This is a genomic window from Cyanobacteriota bacterium (assembly GCA_025054735.1).
Classification (GTDB): Bacteria; Cyanobacteriota; Cyanobacteriia; order SKYG9; family SKYG9; genus SKYG9.
Genome location: JANWZG010000612.1, coordinates 1 through 1,572, shown reverse-complemented (window position 1 = coordinate 1,572; position 1,572 = coordinate 1). Strand labels below are relative to the sequence as shown.

Annotated in this window: 2 protein-coding genes; both read right to left on the bottom strand. The window is 51.0% G+C overall.

Annotated features, from left to right (window positions below; translation table 11 throughout):
- On the bottom strand, positions 1-240 hold a 240-nt coding region (locus NZ772_18700; protein MCS6815587.1), incomplete at its 3' end, for a hypothetical protein.
- Positions 241-370: 130 nt separating this feature from the next.
- Positions 371-1,572 (bottom strand): GAF domain-containing protein (locus NZ772_18695; protein MCS6815586.1); only part of this gene is annotated, 1,202 nt, incomplete at its 5' end.

The following is a 1,572-nucleotide window of genomic DNA, read 5'->3' as shown; positions in this document are numbered from 1 at the left end:
CAACCCCTTGACCCGTAGCCAGCGCGTGCCGGCATTGGTAAATCCCCTGGGCAGGTTAACCTGCCAAATGCCAGCAGCAGCATCGAGGTTTACCGTCAAAGGATACTTATCTTCTGCAACCACCGTCACCTTGGTAATGCGTGTGGGGTCATAAACTCCTTGGAGAACCGTGGGACTGTTAACAAGTACTTCGGCTGGGCTGAGGTATCTCAGCAGTGTCATCGTCGATGGATTAGCCATAGATTCCCTGGTCAGGCAACAAATAAAACGTATCTGATCATGTCATGATCGAGTTTAAGGGGCGGAAAAGTCATGCAATGCTCTCATCCCGCGTTATGACATCCTAACCCAAATGCTAGAAGCCGCACATTTATTTCTTGCCTTGCAGCAGGTAGGTGGTCATTTCACCTTTGCCTTTGACAAGAATAGCTCCACGCTCTTGAAAAAGATAACGCCCGCAGAGCCGATCGTACACGGCAGCAGAAACTTGTATTTGACTAGGCAAGCCTTGAGATTCCATACGGCTGGCAATGTTGACGGCATCACCCCAGAGGTCGTAGCTAAATTTTGTAATGCCAATGACTCCAGCCACCACGGGGCCTGTGTGAATGCCAATACGAAGGCTAAGGGCCTCACCAGTTTCCTGGGAAAGGGTGCAAATGGCCTGTTGCATCGATAGTGCCATGTCAGCGATCGCCTCTGCGTGGTCTGGTCGAGGAATGGGCAGCCCACCAACGACCATATAGGCATCCCCGATGGTTTTGATTTTTTCTAGGCCATGCTGAGCTGCTAGACGATCGAAGGTAGAAAAAATGTGATTCAGCAGTTCCACCAGCGCTTGCGGAGGGGTGTGATCGGCAATGGCAGAAAAGTTAACCAAGTCTGCAAACATAACGGTTACCTCTGAGAAGCTGTCGGCAATGCAGCGATGATTGTTGCGCTTGAGGCGTTCAGCAATAGGAGCAGGTAGGATGTTTAGCAACAGTCGCTCCGATTGTCGTTGTTGCTCATGTAACGCATCCTCTGTGCGCTTAATCTGAATCACAGAGCCAAGTTGTTGGGCAACGGCAGTCACGAGTTCAATCTGGTGCTGATTTTCTGGATGGGCTGACAGCATGAAAAAGGACAATACAGCAAGAGTTTCACCATTGGCAACAATAGGTACGCCAAAGTTGGCTCGTAACCCCGCTTCTTGCGCGATCGCCGCCCGACTAAATTCCTGGATGGAAAGCTGAGATACATCTGGAATCCACACAGCTTGCTGGGCTAGCCACACTCGTCCGTGCAGACTGTTGTTGATTGGCAAGACATAAGCTTGGCTAAGCTGCCGAAATATAGATAGCTCACTCGTCTTTCCATACCAAATGGGACTAAGCTGCAAGCTCTCCCGATCGCCAGCCCTTACCCATACCTCGCCATAGTCCCACCCTGTAACTTCACACACCTGGTACAAGGTAACTTGCAGGGCTGTGTTGAAATCGGGGGCCTCGGTGATAGCCTGAATTAGCGTCTGTAGGAGATGCGCGGCAGCTTCGTACTGTTTACGATCGCTAATGTCGCTCAGGGTGCCCG